The 16,622-nt window shown below is 63.4% G+C and carries 16 protein-coding genes and 1 pseudogene; 14 read left to right on the top strand and 3 right to left on the bottom strand.

Annotated features, from left to right (window positions below):
* Positions 1–5: 5 nt before the first annotated feature.
* From K3F49_RS10380 to K3F49_RS10370, 3 genes are all read right to left on the bottom strand, one after another.
* Positions 6–1,217, bottom strand: a complete 1,212-nt coding sequence (locus K3F49_RS10380; protein WP_234680831.1) for an acyl-CoA dehydrogenase family protein — start codon at positions 1,215–1,217, stop codon at positions 6–8.
* A 23-nt stretch (positions 1,218–1,240) separates the two neighbouring features.
* Complete coding sequence (locus K3F49_RS10375; RefSeq protein ID WP_234680830.1) at positions 1,241–2,359, bottom strand: glycoside hydrolase family 172 protein; 1,119 nt, start codon at positions 2,357–2,359, stop codon at positions 1,241–1,243.
* 92 nt (positions 2,360–2,451) lie between these two features.
* On the bottom strand, positions 2,452–4,077 hold the full coding sequence (locus K3F49_RS10370; RefSeq protein ID WP_234680829.1) for a long-chain fatty acid--CoA ligase: 1,626 nt from the start codon (positions 4,075–4,077) through the stop codon (positions 2,452–2,454).
* A gap of 175 nt (positions 4,078–4,252) precedes the next feature.
* On the opposite strand from K3F49_RS10370, the gene K3F49_RS10365 reads away from it, so the two are divergent.
* The 14 genes and pseudogenes from K3F49_RS10365 (at position 4,253) to K3F49_RS10300 (ending at position 16,458) form a co-directional block, all read left to right on the top strand.
* Positions 4,253–6,085 carry a flavin-containing monooxygenase gene (locus K3F49_RS10365; RefSeq protein WP_234680828.1) on the top strand — a complete coding sequence of 611 codons (1,833 nt, stop codon included), beginning with the start codon at positions 4,253–4,255 and terminating at the stop codon, positions 6,083–6,085.
* Between the two features lie 5 nt (positions 6,086–6,090).
* Positions 6,091–6,896: pseudogene (locus tag K3F49_RS10360) on the top strand (shikimate dehydrogenase family protein).
* Positions 6,897–7,026: 130 nt separating this feature from the next.
* The gene (locus K3F49_RS10355) at positions 7,027–7,842 is read left to right on the top strand and encodes a lytic murein transglycosylase (protein ID WP_234680827.1); all 816 of its coding nucleotides are present in this window, start codon (positions 7,027–7,029) and stop codon (positions 7,840–7,842) included.
* A 110-nt stretch (positions 7,843–7,952) separates the two neighbouring features.
* Positions 7,953–8,174, top strand: coding sequence for a hypothetical protein (locus K3F49_RS10350; protein WP_194476437.1), 222 nt, complete (start codon positions 7,953–7,955; stop codon positions 8,172–8,174).
* 12 nt (positions 8,175–8,186) lie between these two features.
* Positions 8,187–8,609, top strand: a complete 423-nt coding sequence (locus tag K3F49_RS10345) for a hypothetical protein (protein ID WP_234680826.1) — start codon at positions 8,187–8,189, stop codon at positions 8,607–8,609.
* A 384-nt stretch (positions 8,610–8,993) separates the two neighbouring features.
* Positions 8,994–9,440 (top strand): MaoC family dehydratase, encoded by a 447-nt coding sequence (locus K3F49_RS10340; RefSeq protein WP_234680825.1) that lies wholly within the window; start codon positions 8,994–8,996, stop codon positions 9,438–9,440.
* 81 nt (positions 9,441–9,521) lie between these two features.
* On the top strand, positions 9,522–10,019 hold the full coding sequence (locus K3F49_RS10335) for a hypothetical protein (RefSeq protein ID WP_234680824.1): 498 nt from the start codon (positions 9,522–9,524) through the stop codon (positions 10,017–10,019).
* Positions 10,020–10,271: 252 nt separating this feature from the next.
* Positions 10,272–11,426, top strand: coding sequence for a helix-turn-helix transcriptional regulator (locus K3F49_RS10330; protein WP_234680823.1), 1,155 nt, complete (start codon positions 10,272–10,274; stop codon positions 11,424–11,426).
* 227 nt (positions 11,427–11,653) lie between these two features.
* Positions 11,654–12,628 carry an AraC family transcriptional regulator gene (locus K3F49_RS10325; RefSeq protein ID WP_234680822.1) on the top strand — a complete coding sequence of 325 codons (975 nt, stop codon included), beginning with the start codon at positions 11,654–11,656 and terminating at the stop codon, positions 12,626–12,628.
* Positions 12,625–13,242, top strand: a complete 618-nt coding sequence (locus K3F49_RS10320; RefSeq protein ID WP_234680821.1) for a DUF3455 domain-containing protein — start codon at positions 12,625–12,627, stop codon at positions 13,240–13,242. Before K3F49_RS10325 ends, K3F49_RS10320 begins: the two co-directional genes overlap by 4 nt.
* A gap of 2 nt (positions 13,243–13,244) precedes the next feature.
* A complete protein-coding gene (locus tag K3F49_RS10315) occupies positions 13,245–13,493 on the top strand; it encodes a DUF6894 family protein (protein ID WP_234680820.1) in 249 nt (82 codons plus the stop codon).
* A gap of 149 nt (positions 13,494–13,642) precedes the next feature.
* Positions 13,643–14,761, top strand: a complete 1,119-nt coding sequence (locus tag K3F49_RS10310; protein ID WP_234680819.1) for a helix-turn-helix transcriptional regulator — start codon at positions 13,643–13,645, stop codon at positions 14,759–14,761.
* 110 nt (positions 14,762–14,871) lie between these two features.
* Positions 14,872–15,993, top strand: coding sequence for a helix-turn-helix transcriptional regulator (locus K3F49_RS10305; RefSeq protein WP_234680818.1), 1,122 nt, complete (start codon positions 14,872–14,874; stop codon positions 15,991–15,993).
* A 201-nt stretch (positions 15,994–16,194) separates the two neighbouring features.
* Positions 16,195–16,458 (top strand): hypothetical protein, encoded by a 264-nt coding sequence (locus K3F49_RS10300; protein ID WP_234680817.1) that lies wholly within the window; start codon positions 16,195–16,197, stop codon positions 16,456–16,458.
* Positions 16,459–16,622: the final 164 nt, after the last annotated feature.

Here is a 16,622-nt window from a genome sequence, read left to right as displayed (position 1 = left end):
CGTCTCTACGCGTTCGAATATTTCTTCAGCTCGAACCGCGCGATCTGGTTTCGGTGCACCTCGTCCGGCCCGTCGGCGAGGCGAAGCAGGCGTGCGGTGGCGTAGGCCTGCGTCAGGCCAAAATCGTTCGAGGTGCCGCCGCCGCCATGGGCCTGGATCGCCCAGTCGATGACCTGGCAGGCCATGTTGGGAACGGCGACCTTGATCATCGCGATCTCGGCTTTCGCGACCTTGTTGCCGACGGTGTCCATCGCGTAGGCGGCGTTCAGCGTCAATAGCCGGGCCTGCTCGATCATGATGCGGGCTTCGGCAATGCGCTCCTGGGTCACCGTCTGCTCCGAGACCGGCTTGCCGAAGGCGACGCGGCTGCGAACGCGCCGGCACATCTTTTCCAGCGTGCGTTCGGCAAGTCCGATCAGCCGCATGCAATGATGGATGCGGCCGGGGCCGAGGCGGCCCTGTGCGATCTCGAAACCACGGCCTTCGCCGAGCAGCATGTTCCCCTTCGGGACCCGCACATTGGTGAAGATCACCTCCGAGGCGCGGTCGGGCACGCCGTAGAAGCCGAACACGGGCAGGGGCCGCTTGACCTCGATGCCGGGCGTGTCCATCGGCACGAGGATCATGGATTGCTGCTTGTGGCGGTCGGCATTGTCAGGATCGGTCTTGCCCATGAAGATGCAGATTTTGCAGCGCGGGTCGGTCGCGTTGGTCGTGTACCATTTGCGGCCGTTGACGACGTAATGGTCGCCGTCGCGTACGATCGAGCTCTCGATGTTGGTCGCGTCGGATGAGGCGACCGCAGGCTCGGTCATGGCGAAGCAGGAACGGATTTCGCCTGCGAGCAGCGGCTTCAGCCAGCGCTCCTTGTCCTCTTTCGTGCCGTAGCGCTCCAGCACCTCCATGTTGCCGGTGTCGGGCGCCGAGCAGTTGAACACCTCCGGCGCCAAGTGCGAGCGGCCCATCACCTCGCAGAGCGGAGCATATTCGAGATTGGTGAGGCCCGCGCCGTGGCTCGATTCCGGCAGGAACAGATTCCACAGGCCCTCCGCGCGTGCGAGCGGCTTCAGCTCCTCGACGACAGGATAGACCTTCCACGGACCAAGCTCTTCCGCCTCGCGATAAAATCGCTCCTCGTTGGGGTAGATGTGCCGGTCCATGAAGCTCTCGAGCTTGTGCTTGAGCTCGACGACCTTTGGCGACATCGGGTAGAGCATGGTGGACCTCCTCAGGCGTCGGGCTAGTCGATCTCGAGATATTCCGGGTCGGCCAGTTTGGGGAACGGCGCGGCCGGCAGCGTCTGGTACCAGAACGCCACGGACGCGATGTCGTCCTGTAGCGGGAGATATTTCGCCTCCTTGAGTCCCGTTCGCCAGCCCAAAGCCTGGATGGTGACGCGGAGGTCGCTCTGGAAGCGGATGGGGTCCGGGATGTGCCAGCGATACATGCCGAAGCGCTGCTGCGATTTGTAGACGCCGTCGGGACGGATCACCTGCGGCAGGCCGGCATAGGGCGTGGTGAATTCCTGGTAGCGCGATTGCTGCACGGCGCCGCGGCCGGAATGCGCCACATAGGGATCGAAATTGTACGCGCCGCAGAAATAATCCTCGGTGCCGGTGCCGCAGATGGTCGGGAATTCACCATCGCCGTCGATGAAGAACTTGATCTCGCCTTCGCCCCACCAGCCATTGTTGTTGACGCCCCAGGCCATGTAGGTGCCGATATACTGGCCGCGCCCGCTGACACTGTCGAGGATGGTGTAGACCTCCTTGTAGGGGAGCGGATTGGTGCGGCGAAACTGCGCATGAAAATACGCGCAGTCCTCGGGCACTTCGGTCAGGGTATAGTTGATCTGGTAGTAGACGGTGAGCGCTTCCTCGCTGCGGTTCTCCATCGTGAAGCGCGCGTGCTTGCGGAACGGCATTTCCCAATAGCAGTTGAAGGCGCGGCCCGGATTGACGCAAACTGCGAGCGACGACACTTGTGCAAACTCCTCCCATCCGCAGGCGAAGAAGTCGCCGGCCGGGCATTCCACGCTCGGATGCTCCTGGCCGTCCCAGTAGACCCGCAGGATCGAATGGCGCAGACGCCCGCGCGCCAGCGTCATCCAGATCTGCTGGATGGCGCCCTGGCCCTCAATGTCGGCGAGCGTGAACGTCGCGCCGGGCTCGATCACGACAAACGGCGAAACCTTCCAGCCTTGCCCAAGATCGCGGGCCTGAGGTGCCGCGGGCCCGTCGACGGACATGCCGCCCTTGCCCTTTTCGCCGGTGAAATTCTCAGGACTGATCGAACGCGTTTGCGCGTTCGACAAGCGCGACAGATTGCCGAGATGCAGACCCAATCCGGAAAACGCCATGACGACCTCGATCAGGGGTTAGCGATGCCTCGGATATATCGCCCCCGAATCTACCAAAAGATGAAGATGATCGCGTACCGAGAGGGCTGAGATTACCCGACGCGATACCCTCTGAACTTCTCGCGCAATGCCGATTTGAGCACCTTGCCGGTGCCCGTCATCGGGAATTCGTCGAGGAATTCGACCGCATCCGGCATCCACCAGCTCGCGATCCTGGGACGCATGTGGTTGAGCAGGGTCTTGCCGTCGATGGTCGCGCCCTTTTTGCGGACGACCAGGAGCAGGGGGCGCTCCTGCCATTTTTCGTGCGCGATGGCGACCACGGCGGCCTGCAGCACGTCGGGGTGGGACAGCGCGATGTCCTCGAGCTGGATCGAGGAGATCCATTCGCCGCCCGACTTGATGACGTCCTTGGAACGGTCGGTGAGCGTCACATGGCCGTGTTGGTCGATCACAGCCATGTCGCCCGTGATCAGCCAGCCGTCGCGATCGAGGCCTTCCTCCAATTTCATGTAGCCGGAGGCGACCCAGGGGCCGCGGGCGCGCAGATGGCCGACGGTCGTGCCGTCGCGCGGCAGCTCGCTGCCGCCGTCGTCGACGATGCGCAAGGTCGTGCCGAAGCAGGCCCGGCCCGAGACCTGGCGTCGGTCGAACTTTTCGGTTTCGCTGAGATGCTCCGAGCCGGGCCGCAACCCCGGCATGGAGCAGCCCAGCGCCTCCGTCATGCCCCAGGCCTGGATGTAGTCGACGTCGTAGTCGCGCTTGAGCTTCTCGACCATGGCGCGGGGCGGCGCAGAGCCCGACGACAGCGTCGCGCGCAGCGTCGAGAATGTCTTGCCGGTGCGGCCTAGCCAGTCGAGCAGGATCAGCCAGAAGCTCGGCACGCCCGCCGACAGCGTCACCTTCTCGCCCTCCAGCAGCTCATAGAGCTTGTCGGGCTCGTAATTGCGGCCGGGCAGCACCAGCTTCGAGCCGGTATACGGTGCGGTGAACGGCATGTTCCAGCCGTTGCCGTGAAACAGCGGCGCCATCGGCATCATCACCTCGCGCACCCCTTCGAGATGCCCGGGAATGAAGTCGAAGTTGCAGCACGTCATGGTCTGGAGGATCGCGGCCCGGTGCGAATAGATCACGCCTTTGGGATTCCCCGTCGTGCCCGATGTGTAGCAGATGGTGGAGGCGGATTTCTCGTCGAACTCTGGCCAGGCGAAGCCGGCGTCGCTCTCCTTGTCCAGCAGCTCCTCGTAGCAATGCACGTTCGCAAGCGTCGTCTCCGGCATGCGCTCGCGCGACGACATGATCACATAGGATTCGACCGTCGTCAGTTGCGGTGCGATGGCCTCGACAATCGGCAGCGTCGCGCGGTCGACGAAGAGGACGCGATCTTCGGCGTGGTTGATGATGTAGACGAGTTGTTCGGGGAACAGCCGCGGATTGACGGTGTGCAGCACATAGCCCATGCCGGGCGCCGCATAGAACATCTCGAAATGGCGATGTGTATTCCAGGCCAGGGTCCCGACGCGATCGCCTTGCTTCATGCCGAGCCGCTTGAGCGCCAGCGCCATGCGCTTGATGCGCGGGTGAGCCTCGGCATAGGTGTAGCGATGAATGTCGCCCTCGATCTCGCGCGCGACGATCTCCGCCTCGCCGTGATAGTCGGCAGCATACTGGATCAGGCCACTGATCAGCAGCGGCATGTCCATCATCAATCCCTGCATTGTCCCCTCCGAAAAAGCCACGTCGCTGCATGACGTCTCTGCGCTTGTATTCAAAGTAGCGGAAGGCCGTGCGGCGCACACGCAAAAAGCGGCCGGTGCGATTGCGTGTGTCACTTTTTCAGGGCTAACTGGCGCGCGCTGCAGGCCGAAGCCGCGCCCGCCGTGGAGGAGATCGATGTCAGCGGAAAGACACAAGACCGGCGCAGCCGGCGCACCTACGATCGATATTCAGGCTTTGCGTGCGCGTTATCGTGACGAGCGCGACCTCCGTCTGCGTTCCGAGGGCAAGGCGCAGTATGTCGAGATGGCCGCAGGCTTTGCCCGCTATCTCGACGATCCCTGGGCCGATGCAGGATTTGCGCGCGAGCCCGTCACCGAGGAGACCGAGGTCGTCATCGTCGGTGGCGGCTTCGGCGGCTTGCTGTGTGGTGCGCGTCTGAGCGCGGCCGGCATCACTGATTTCCGCATCGTGGAAAAGGCTGCCGATTTCGGCGGCACCTGGTACTGGAATCGCTATCCCGGTGCGGCCTGCGACACCGAAAGCTACATCTATCTGCCGCTGCTGGAAGAGACCGGCTACATGCCGGTGCGCAAATATGCACGCGCGCCGGAGATCTACGAACACTCGCGCCGCATCGGTCGTCACTTCGGCCTCTACGAACGCGCGCTGTTTCAGACCGTCATCTCGCGCATGGCGTGGCAGGAGAGCGAGGGACGCTGGCTCGTCGAGACCGACCGCGGCGATCGCATCCGCGCGCGCTTTGTGATCCTGGCCGGAGGTCCGTTGAGCCGGCCGAAGCTGCCTGGCATTCCCGGCATCGAAAGCTTCAAAGGCCACAGTTTCCATACCAGCCGGTGGGACTATTCCTACACCGGCGGCAGCGCCGAGGGCGATCTCGACGGTCTTGTCGACAAGCGGGTCGGCATCATCGGCACTGGTGCCACCGCCGTGCAATGCGTGCCACATCTCGGCCGCTCGGCGAAGGAGCTCTACGTGTTCCAGCGCACGCCCTCGGCGATCGGCGTGCGCGGCGATCGGCCGACGGATCAGTCCTGGGCTGATGGCCTGAAGCCCGGCTGGCAGCGCGAGCGGATGGACAATTTCACCGCTGTGATTTCGGGCGAGCCGTTCGAGCAGGATCTGGTGCAGGACGGCTGGACCGGCCTGCTCGGCGAGATTTTGCTGGCGCCGCGTCGTCAGCCACAGCCGGTGACCTCGATGGAAGAGGCGCTGAAGGTGATCGAGCAGGCCGACTATCGCAAGATGGAGGAGATCCGGGCCCGCGTCGACGCCGTGGTGAAGGACGAAGCGGCCGCAGCGGCGCTAAAGCCCTGGTACAAGGCGTTCTGCAAGCGGCCGTGCTTCCACGACGAATATCTCGATACGTTCAATCGCCCTAACGTTCATCTCGTCGACACCGGGGGCAGGGGCGTCGAGCGCCTCACCGAAAATGCGGTCGTCGTCGATGGCAAGGCCTACGAGCTCGACTGTCTGATCTATGCCAGCGGTTTCGAGGTCGGCACCGACTATGCGCGCCGCATGGGTTTTGAGGTCTATGGCCGCGACGGCGTCAGCCTGTCCGAGCGTTGGCGCGATGGCGTCAAGACGATGCACGGCTTCTACAGCCGCGGCTTTCCCAATTGCTTCCTGATCGTGACCGTGCAGGCCGGCCAGAGCGCCAACTTTCCGCACATCATCGACGAGCAATCGCGGCACATTGCTTATGTCATCGATCAGGCGCGCAAGCGCGGTGCAAGGACATTGGAGCCGACGGTCGCTGCCGAGAATGCCTGGGTCGACGAGGTCGTGAAGGCCGCGGTTGGCCGCCAGACCTATCTCGCCGAATGCACGCCCGGCTACTACAACAATGAAGGCGTGTTCGATCCGATCGCGGCGCGCAACAGCCAGTACTGGCGCGGGCCGATGGCGTTCCTCCGGCTGCTCGCCAAATGGCGGAAGGAGGGCAGTCTGGACGGATTGGAGTTGACCTCCGAGGTGTCGCCTTGAGCGGCATGATCCCGGCGCCGTCAGGTGCGACGCGGCTCTACGTCATCGTCGGCGATCCCATCGCCCAGGTACGTTCGCCTGCGGGGGTATCTGCTGAGTTCGCAGCGCGCGGCCATGACGGCATTCTCGTTCCGGTACAGGTTGCCACCGCCGATCTGCCGGACTTTCTCTCGGTGGCGAGCCGGTTGAAGAACCTCGACGGTATCGTGGTGACCATTCCGCACAAATTCGCCTGCTACCAGGCCTGCGCCAGCGCGACGGAACGTGCGCACTTCCTCCGTACCGTCAATTTGATGCGCCGGCGCGCCGATGGTTCGTGGCACGGCGACATGGTGGACGGTCTCGGCTTCGTCGGCGCCGCGCGGGCGAAGGGGATCGATCCCCGCGGCATGCGGGCGCTGCTGGTCGGCGCGGGTGGTGCCGGCTCGGCCATCGCGCTGGCATTGGTCGAGGCCCGTGTCAGGGAGCTCGCCGTTCACGACAGCGAGGCGGAGCGCCGTGACGCGCTGATCGGTCGGCTCAACGGGCTCGGCAAGGCGCCCGTGCGGGCAGGTACCATCGACCCCTCAGGTTTCGACTTCGTCGCCAATGCCACGCCGGCCGGAATGAAGGACGGCGATCCGCTGCCGGTCGATGTCACGCGGCTGGCGCCGTCGGCCTATTGCGGCTGCGTGATCACCAAGCCCGAAATCTCGCCGTTCATCGTCGAAGCCCGCACGCTCGGCTGCGTTACCGCGACCGGCACCGACATGTACCGGCAGCACCAAGGCATCACGTGGATTTCCTGCTCGGGACCGATGGCGGACGCTAAGCGTTTGATTCATGTCAAGCGCATTGCCTGCATTGATAGCGTCGGTCGGGGCTTGAGCGAGCGCGGCTGACGTAGGATTATGCGCCCGCGCGAGCCTGTCGCGCAAAAATCGAGAGAAGGGAACGCAGGAATGACCAAGGGCAGGACCGTTGCGACGGCCATGATTGGCGCGACTGCGCTGCTGCTTTCCCTGATGCCTACGGCCCGTGCCGCGCAATGCGGCAACGGACCCGGCGGCTTCGAGGCCTGGAAGCGTGAATTCAGCGCGGAGGCGCAGGGCAAGGGCATCGGTCAGGCCGCGATCTCGGCGTTGATGCAGACCAATTATGCCAGCGCGACCATTGGGGCCGACCGCAGCCAGCACAGCTTTTCGCTCTCGCTCGACCAGTTCCTGGCCAAGCGCGGCGCCACCACCATCGTGGCGCGCGGCCGGTCGCTGAAGCAGTCGCAGGCCGCGATGTTCGCCTCGATCGAGCAGCGCTACGGCGTGCCGCCGGGGCCGTTGATCGCGATCTGGGGCATGGAGACCGGTTTTGGCAGCCAGCGCGGCAACCAGAACATGCTCTCGTCGATCGCGACGCTGGCCTATGACTGCCGCCGTCCCGAATTCTTCACCGAGCAGCTCTATGCGGCGCTGAAGCTGGTCGACCGCGGCACGCTGTCGGGATCCACCCGCGGCTCCATGCATGGCGAGGTCGGCCAGACCCAGTTCATGCCCAAGAATATCCTGGCCTACGGCACCGGCAATCTCGAGGTCGCCGCCAACGCGTTGAGCTCGACCGCTAACTTCCTGAAAGCCAATGGCTGGCGTGCGGGAGCCGGTTACCAGCCGGGCGAGCCGAATTTCGCCGCCATCCAGGCCTGGAATGCGGCAGGCGTCTACCAGAAGGCCATCGCGCTGATGGGCCGGCAGATCGACGGGGGTAGCGGGACGGCGGCGCGCTGAGGTACTCCAGAAGGCGTGACCTGTTTGTCAGAGAAAGTTGTTGCTTTCAGGAACCGACGGCACGAGGTTTGCTTAGATCAAGTTCGGGGCTGGCATGAGGAGAACTCAACATGGCTACCCAGATCGTGATGGACCAGACCGGCGATACACGCCACGAGTTTGATCCTGAAAATGCCGAAGCTTTGGCGCGGGCCGAACAACGCTTTCGGGAGCTGACCGGCGCGGGCTTTACCGCCGCGTACCGGACCGGGCCCGGCGAAGTCACCCGTATCAAATCGTTCGACCCGACCGCGCACGAAACGCTGTTCTATCCCCGCCTGGTCGGCGGTTGATCTGAACGGCCCATGATCGCGGTCTTCAGGCTTCGCGCGCCCGCGCGAGCGCGTCTGCACGCGCTCCGCGAGCTCTACCGGCGCTTTTTCGGCGAGAACACGCCCGAGGCGCGCGGTCGCCGGCTTTTGTCCGAATGGCTGTCTGCAGAGCAGCGTGCGCAATTCGAGCAGCACCGGCATTTCGACGTCATCGGTTGCGACAGCGGCAAGCGCTATCGCATTCACTACGGCACCGCGGCCAACGTCCACGAAGTCGACGACGCGGGAAATGCAACGATGGGGTGGTGTTTCGTCCCGTCGGGCTTCCTGGTGCCGGGCGACGTGATGCTGGCGCAGAAGATCGCGCTCGAGACGGACGAGAAGGGCGCGCTGGCGCTCGCCAACCGATTTCCACCGGCAACGCATTCCGAGCATTTCTACCGGCGGCCGTTCTAGCGGCGCGGGCGCCGGTCAGTCGTGCGTGGTGCGATAAGCATCCACCGCATGGGCAGCGAAGACGCCGATGGCGCAAAGGGCAAGCAGGGCTGAGATCAGCTCGATCATCGCTCGTCCTCCCGAAGCGGCTGGGCGACGAGATGCTGGCAGCAGGCATATTCGCTGATCAGGTCGAGGAAGAATTGCATGACGCACGTCCCTGTACGATTTTGACAAGCAGTTAACCGGCCCTCTGTTTCAGGCGTGTTTCGTCGATTTGGGAAAGGGGTTTCGCGGGGAACCCCGGGGCTGGCCTGTGAGCGGGCAAATCGCTACATGCCACTACCGATCCATCCTTTTGGTCGTGCGTATCGCGCGCGTCGCATCACATTTCGAGGCAAATTCATGGCACAGGTCGCCTGGTTCGACGATCTCACCGTCGGCATGCGTTTCAAATCCCCGGAGGTCGAGGTCACCGAGGCCGACATCAAGCGGTTTGCTGCCGAGTTCGACCCGCAGCCGATGCATCTCGACCACGAGGCCGCCAAGGCGACCCTGTTCAACGGTCTGGCTGCGTCGGGATGGCACACCGCGGCGATCGCCATGAACCTCGCGATCCAGGCCCGTCCCTTCGGCCCGCATCCGCTGATTGGCGCGGGCGTCGACGGACTGCGCTGGACGATCCCGGTGCGGCCGAATGACCGCCTGCATCTGGTCGGCGAGGTCATGAGCCTGACGCCGTCGAAGTCGAAGCCGCAAGGCATCGCGCTGGTGAAATGGACGATGTTCAACCAGAACGGAGAGGAGGTTTACACCTTCACCCCGATCGCGATCGTGCCGCGCCGCGCCTAGGGCAGCCCGGTCGAGCTGAAGCTCTTGCGGCCTGGCGGGAGAGGTGGTCAGCTTGAGCCGGGGAAAATGCTGGAGGCTGACATGAAACGATTTTGTCTTGCCGCTGCGCTGCTGGCCGGCGCCTTGAGTGCCGGGCCTGCGGTCGCGCAACAGTCCAAGGTGGGTGACTGGACCATCGAGAAGCGCACCCAGGACACCCACTGCAACGCCAGCCGCGGCTACAAGGACAAGGATGACGAGAATCGCGACTACGTCATCGTCATCACCTATTCCGACAAGGCCATCGTGATCGTGATGATCTATGATGGCTGGGAGTGGGACAAGGTCGGAGAGATCCTGAAAGCCGACGTCGGCACCGACGACGCCGACATCATGTCGAAGGCGAAATGGGAAGTCATGGACAAGACCACCGTGCGCGGCATCTTCGAATACGATCAGTCCATCATGGAACGGCTGTCGAAAGCCAAGCGCCTCACGCTCGATTTCGAGGACGATGACGACGACAGCATCGAGATGCAGATCCCGCGCGCCGGCGAGGCGCTCGCCGCGCTGAAGTTCTGCGAGGAGAACCGGAAATAAAATGCCGCGCGCCTCAGGTGCGGGCGATTGAGCAAGCAGCGAGTGGGCGCGTGATGCACGGCACACAGCCCGTCCGCTGTTCGCATTTATCCTAGTCTTTGGCGAAAACGTCCAAGCCGCACCCTGCGGTTGACGTTACGCAGGGACGATGTTCGAGATTCCAGCATTTTTCTCCGACGTTTTCTCGCCGTCGACCACGACGATCGGCCGGTCTGTCCTCATCGTCAGCCTCCAGACCGCATTCCCCCGCCGATGACAATCCTCGAGGCGAACAGGTTCTCTTCGCTCGTCGGCGAGATCTACGATGCGGCGGTCGATCCCGCTCAGCGAAGCGCCGCGCTGGAGCAGGTCGCGGGTTTTGTCGGCGGCTCGGCCGTGACCATTCTCTCGCGCGACGCAGCCAGGCTCTCGATCGAAATCCACCAGCACTATGGAACGGAGTCCCGCTTCCGCGAGCTCTATCGGGATCGATATGTCGAGCTGGATCCATTGCTCGATCGCCACCTGGATCTGCCCGTTGAGCAGATCATCGGCGTGGCCGACGTCATGCCCTATTCGGACTTCGTGGCCACGAGCTTCTATCGCGAGTGGGTGGAACCGCAGGGCGCCGTCGACCTCGCGACCGTCACGCTCGAGCAATCGAATGCGCGCACGACGATTCTGCAGGTCATGCGCGGGCGGTCACGCGGAACCGTCGACGATTCGATGCGCGAGCGCATGCGGTTGCTCGCGCCTCATATCCAGCGCTCACGCATCATGGGCCGGCAGATCAGGGCGCGCTCCCACACCGTGGCCGACCTCGCGGAGGTCCTCGACGCCCTGAGCACGGCGATCTGCCTGTTCGACGCGGACGGGCGGGTCGTTCACGCCAACGCGTCGTGTCGGCAAATGCTCGCCGACGGCGATCTGCTTGCGATCGTCGGCGATCGCATTGTGGCGCGTAACACCCAGGCCGACAAAATATTCCGCCGCCTGTTCGATGTCGTTGCCGATGTCGGAACCAGTTCGGTCGTTCGGCGCAGGATCGAGCTGATGACGTCGGCCGACGGCCAGCACTATCTGGCCCACGCGTTTTCGCTGACGCGCCAACGCAGCCTGCAACGCGATGCCGCAGCCACGGTGATGTTCCTGCAAAAAGCCGCGATGGTGCCTCAGCTTGCAACGGACGCGATCGCCGCGGCATTCAGGCTGACGCCGTCTGAAATGCGCGTGCTGCTGGCCATCGTCGAGCTTGGTGGAGTTCCCGACATCGCGGCAAAGCTTGGAATTGCCGAGACGACGGTGAAGACCCATCTCGGCCGCCTGTTCGAGAAGACCGGCGCCGGCAGACAGGCCGACCTCGTGAAGATCGCGGCGGGCTTTGCTGCTCCGTTCGTGCAGGCGACCGGCCCAGACGACGCCGTGTGATCCAATTCACATCGTGTGCGACGAGATTGCGCGATTTCAATCCATTGTGAAGGCCAGACCGCATTCGTCCTCCAAACGTATGACGCTTGTCATTTGGTACTTTCGTATAGGCATTTTCTGACATGGGAGAGGCAATGCGCGGCAGCAGGACAATGCGCGGCATCGGATACAAGTATGGGGAAACAACAGCGCGTGGCCAGGCCTGCTCGTCGGTTGGAGGGATTGCAGTGACCGGCAAGGACGATGTTTCCATTCTGAAGATTTCGTCGAGCGACATTCCGGAAAGCGAGCGCGTTACCATGCTGCGCGACTTCTACTGCCGCGGCGTGCTCAAGGCCGAGCTCGACGTTCGGGATGGCGAGCCCATCGTGGCAAGCCTCACCGCGCATTCGCTGCCGGATGCACAATTGCTGCTCGGCACGCTGTTCGGCGCCAGGGTCGTTCGCTCCCGGCAGCTCGTCGTCGACGGCGACGACAGCCTTGCGCTGGTCTTCAACCGGTCCGGAACCGTCGGGGTCACGGGGCGGGGACGAGACCTGCTGCTCGGTCCCGGAGACGCCGTGCTGACCAGCGCGGAGGACGCCACGACCTTCGAACGGTTCGTGGCCGGAGATTGCTTCTCGCTGCGCGTACCGCGGCGGGTTCTCGCGCCGATCATCATGGACGTCGACGATTCGGTGATGCGCGTCATCCGGGACCGCCAGACCGAGATCAGGGTGCTCGTCGACTACGCAACGTCGCTGGTGCGGGAGAACGCGCTGGCAACGCCGGCGTTGCGTGAGCTCGGCGTCGGGCATTTGCACGATCTCCTGGCGCTCGTGCTCGGTCCAACCGATGAGGTCAGGGAGGGGGCCGGCCGGCGCGGCGCGAAGGCCGCCCGCTTGCGCAAGGCCAAATTCCTGATCGTCAACAATTGCTGGCGCCAGGACCTGTCAGTCGCCGGCGTTGCGCAGGAGCTCGGCGTCACGCCGCGCTATCTCCAGCGTCTGTTCGAGGCCGAAGGCAAGACATTTTCCTCGTTCCTGATCGAGCAACGCCTGAAACGCGCCCATCGCATGCTGCGGGAACCGGAATTCGCCGAACGTCCGGTCTCCTCGATCGCCTACGACGTCGGTTTCGGCGATCTCTCCTATTTCAACCGCTCTTTCCGGCGGGCCTATGGCGCCACGCCAAGCGACGTCCGGAGCGGCGCGGCGGAGTGATCGCATCCGACGAATTTGAGCGCGCGATCGATTTCGATCCCGAGCAGGGAATTTTTCACGTGATCCTTGATCGTGAAGTCATGACTGTCGCCAGCTTATTGAGCCGAAGTGCCGTTGTTGCGAGCGTGCTCTCAGGCGCGTCGGTGTTGGCGGGCACACCGGACGAGATCAGGGTTCCCGGAGAGATTCCGGGCACGGTGCTCCATGCCGAAGGCGCGCAGATCTACGAATGCCGGCGTGACGCTGCAAATCAGCTCATTTGGCAGGCGCGCGAGCCGACGGCGACGCTGATCGACCGCGGCAATTCCGTCGGGCGCCACTCCGCTGCGCTGCGTTGGGACACCGTCGATGCCGGCACGCTGATGTGGGAGCACAAGGACGGCAGCTCCGTGGTGGCAAAGATCGTTGCCCAAGCGGCGGCCCGGAGCGCCGACGATTTGCCGTGGCTCAAATTCGGCGTGATCACCCGGAGCGGCGACGGCCTGTTCTACGGCGTCAACCATGTCCAGCGGGTCAATACCCAAGGCGGCATGACCCGCGGCGCGTGCCAGCAGGCCGGCGCCTATCGCGGCGTGCCGTATTCGGCCGACTACGTGTTCTGGCGCGTGGAGTAGGCATGCGGCGTTTCTTCTTCGACCTCCTGGTCGGCAATGTCGTGAAGATCGATCCGGGCGGCATGGTGTTCGAGCATGCGAGCGCGACATTCGTGGTCGCCGACGAGATGGCCAAGCACCTCTTCGTCTGGCGCGATGATCTGCGCGATCGCGATGCCTGGATCCGCGTCAGGGACGCTGGCGGGCGCGAGATCTATCGCGCTGCGGTCTGGGCCGAGAGTGTCGAGAAGGCAGGCTGGGACCAGGCGTGACGGGTGGGGTAGTGTCGCAATTCTGCACCACTGCGGGTGAAAGGCTATCAGTTCGCTCTGAGCCGGCACCATCCTCCGATCGGAGGATGAGGGCGTACCCCGGTTGTGGTATTGTGCCCGGCATTGTTCATCCGAAGCCATTCAACACCATGCCGAGAGCGCGAAAGCTGCCTGATCTGGTCGAGTCCATCTACGATGCCGGTCTCGACCCCTCGCTCTGGAACGACGTCGTCGTGGGTATCCGCGATTTCGTCGGTGGCCAGGCCTGCGGGCTGTTTTCCAAGGATTCGATCAGCAAGTTCGGCGTCACGCACTATTATTGCGGGGCCGATCCGCACTACATCCAACTCTATTCGGAGACCCATTCCAAGTTTGATCCGCTGACGATCCTGCCGCCTCACGGCCAGATCGCAAGCATCCCCGATCTCGTCAATTTCGACGAATATCGCCGCGGGCGCTTCTATCAGGAATGGATGCGGCCGCAGGGCGCCAGCGATGCCGCCAATGTCGTGCTCGAGAAATCGAACGCGCACTGCCCGGTGATGATGACGGTGCTGTCGGGCCGGCGCATGGTTGACGCCGGGATGAAGCACCGGATGTCGCTGATCGTGCCGCACGCCAGCCGCGCGCTGCTCGTCAACCGCGCCATCAGCTCGAAGCTGACCTTGGCCACGGCGCTCGCAGATGTCCTCGACAATCTGTCATCCGGTATCTTCCTGCTCGATTCCTTCTGCCACGTGGTGCATGCCAATGCGAGCGGGTACGCGCTGCTCGAGGCTGACGACGTGGTCCGCGTCGTTGCCGGCCAGCTCGTGACCAGCGGCACCGAGGCCAATCAGACGTTGCGCGATGCCTTTGCGGCCCGCGGCGATGCTGCCTCGCTTCTCGCAGGCGGGCACGCGATTCCGCTACTTTCGCTCGAGGGCGAACGTTACGTGGCGCATATCCTGCCGCTGTCGTCGGTGCTGCGGAACGGCAGCGAACGGTCGTCCGACGCCGTTGGCGCGCTGCTGCTGCGTAAGGTCACGCTCGGCGGGCAGTCCTACGGCGAGCTGATTGCGCGGACCTTCGATCTGACGCCGGCGGAACTGCGCGTGTTCCTGTCGATCGTCGAGGTCGGCGGCGTTCCTGAGACGTCCATCGCGCTCGGAATCGCGGAGACGACGGTGAAGACGCATTTGCATCGCGTGTTCGCCAAGACGGGCGTCTCGCGCCAGGCGGACCTCGTCAAGCTCGCGGCTGGATTTTCCAATCCGCTTGTCAACTAATTGGTTAGTTGTCGCCGGAACCGTTGAACCTTTCGGTCGATTGGGAGACTCCATAGAAAAGCCTCAGGGCATCAACGTCTCAAATCCGCGCCGGACTATTGGCTCTTTCAATGCAGCTGACCGCAGAACGCTCCGAGTTGATCGAGAGCATCTATGATGCCGGGCTCAATCCCGAGTTGTGGTCGGATGTCGTCGTCATGCTCAACGGATTCTTCGGCAGCCGGGCCTGCGGCCTGATCTCAAAGAACAAGATCAGCAAGTCCGGATCGACGCATTATTATTGTGGGGTCGATCCGCACTTCATACGGCTCTATGCCGACGAATACGCCCAGCATGACCCGCTCGCCAGGCTGCCGCGCTACGGCGAGGTCCGCAACATTCCGGACCTCGTGAATTTCGACGAATATCGCCGCGGGCGCTTCTATCAGGAATGGCTGCGTCCCCAGGGATGTGCCGATGTCGCGAATGTGGTGCTGGAACAGGCGAGTTCGTCCTGCCCGATGCTGATGACCGTCATCCCGGGCAGAGAGATGCTGGACGCGAAGATGCGTGCGCGCATGCAGCTCGTCGTCCCCCATGCAAGCCGAGCGTTGATGATCAACCGGACCATCGAACGGAAGCAGCAGAAGGCAATCGCGCTTGCCGATGTCGTGGATCAATTGAGTGCCGGCGTGATCCTGCTCGATGCCGCCTGCAACATCGTCCACAGCAATCCGGCGGCCGAGGCGATCCTGGACGGGGGCGACGTCTTGAGGTCCGTCAATGGTCGCCTGCTGGCGAGATCGCCTGACGCGAACGCAGCGCTGCGCAACGTCTTTCGTGACGAAGCGGAGGTGGTCGCAGCTGCGGCCGCGGATCGCAACATTTTGCTGACATCAAGCGACGGGTCGTATCACGTCGCCCATGTGATCGCGCTGCCCTCGCTGCTGCGGGAGGGGAGTGCAGGGCGCGCCTGTGGCGCCATCGGCGCCCTGTTCGTCTGGAAGGCGAAGCTCGATGCGCGCTCTTGTGCCGGGCTGATCGACCGCACGTTCGAGCTGACGCCCGCGGAGCTCAGGGTTCTGCAGTCCATCGTCGAAATCGGCGGCGTGCCCGAGACGGCCGCCGCGCTAGGAATCGCAGAGACGACGGTGAAGACGCATCTGCATCGTGTGTTCGCCAAGACCGGTACGAGCCGCCAGGCCGACCTCGTCAAGCTCGCGGCAGGATTTTCCAACCCGCTGGTTCACTGAGGCATCGTCAGCGCCGCGCCCGCATTTCATCATCGGAATATTATCGCGCGTCATTCGTTTGGGTGACGCGAGTTGCTGCGTTCTCTCCTACGAGAACCCATACGACTTGTTGTTCGTCGCGTTCGAGTCTTGTGTGAAGCAACTCATAGCGACTGGAGGTGAGTTCAATCAATCTCGCTTTCAGGTTGAGAGGAGATCATCGTGCGAACAAGGGCACGGAGCCTGGTCGGGAAGTTCCACGACGTCGTCGATCGCATGGTCGCGACGCTGCATCAGCAGCGTGCGATCGAGGCGCGGCGCGTATTGCAACGCTATCGTGACCTGCTGGAAGAGCAGCACGACACGTTGCTTTTGAATGAAATCATTTCTGTCTGCAGTGACAGTGAAGAGGAACTTTGGAAAAATGCCGATCAACCCGATGCGTGCGAGCACGGAGCCAGCCACCCCAGTCTCGCGCGCGCGTAACGGCAACATTGTCGCGATAGCGCTTACCGCCGCGCTCGTCACCCTTCAGTTGGCGGGGCTCATCATGCTGGAACGATCGCACGCGCATGCGATGCAGGTGTCGTTTCCGCGCGAGCCTGCGAGTTGCGTAGAAAGCGCCGCCGCACCGGTCTCGCAGATTCCCT

The sequence above is a fragment of the Bradyrhizobium monzae genome, from assembly GCF_021458635.1.
Taxonomy (GTDB): Bacteria; Pseudomonadota; Alphaproteobacteria; order Rhizobiales; family Xanthobacteraceae; genus Bradyrhizobium.
This window is presented reverse-complemented; position numbering and strand designations above follow the sequence as displayed.